This window comes from Rhizobium sp. P1_E6 (assembly GCF_056405875.1).
On the sequence record NZ_JBFUBG010000326.1, the window covers coordinates 1 to 802 of the forward strand.

Sequence of the window (802 nt, forward strand, 5' to 3'; positions counted from 1 at the left end):
CTGCAAAACGGTGCCGCCGAGTATTTGCGAGGGGCTGACGTCGAACCCTTTTGCAAGGCGCCCGCGGCCTTGACCTGATACCTGTCTTGGATCTTTGCAAATCCGGCAATGCATCAAACTCGAGCAAAGCGGCTGCGATGTTCGCACGCCCCTTCGTCAAACGTGGATATCATGAGTATTAGTCACTATCTCAAAACGATTGGTCGGGGCGCGCGTGGGGCCCGATCGCTGGCGCGCGAACAGGCGGAGGACCTGTTTGCAAAAATCCTCGACGGAGACGTGACCGATTTGGAGATCGGCGCATTTTGCCTCGCCATGCGCATAAAGGGAGAGACGCCACAGGAAATGGCCGGCTTTAACGATGCCGCGCGGCTGAGGCAATCGTTTGTTGCGCCTGTTGTCTCCGGACAGGCAACAGTCATCCTGCCAAGCTATAACGGCGCAAGGAAGCTCCCCGTTCTGACGGCCCTGCTTGGATTGCTGCTTGCCGAAAAAGGCATTCGGGTCATCGTGCATGGCTTGGATCACGATCCTGGACGAACGACAGTTGCGGAAACCTTTTCTGCGCTTGGACTTCCGCATCGCCACCACGTGGACGACGTCTACGACGGTGTCAATTTCCTTCCGATCGATGTCTTTGCGCCGAAGCTTTCCAAGCTCCTGAACGTGCGCAAGACCGTCGGACTGAGGAACTCAGCACACAGCCTGGTAAAAATCCTAAATCCTGTAGCAGGCAGAGCGCTGGTCATCGGCAGCTATACGCATTCGGCTTATGCAGACATCATGGCCGAGACCTATCGAT

At 56.4% G+C, this 802-nt stretch carries 1 protein-coding gene; it reads left to right on the plus strand.

What is annotated here, in order from left to right:
* Positions 1-171: 171 nt before the first annotated feature.
* The coding region (gene ybiB / locus AC1D35_RS36535; RefSeq protein ID WP_477942936.1) for a DNA-binding protein YbiB at positions 172-802 on the plus strand (631 nt) is incomplete at its 3' end.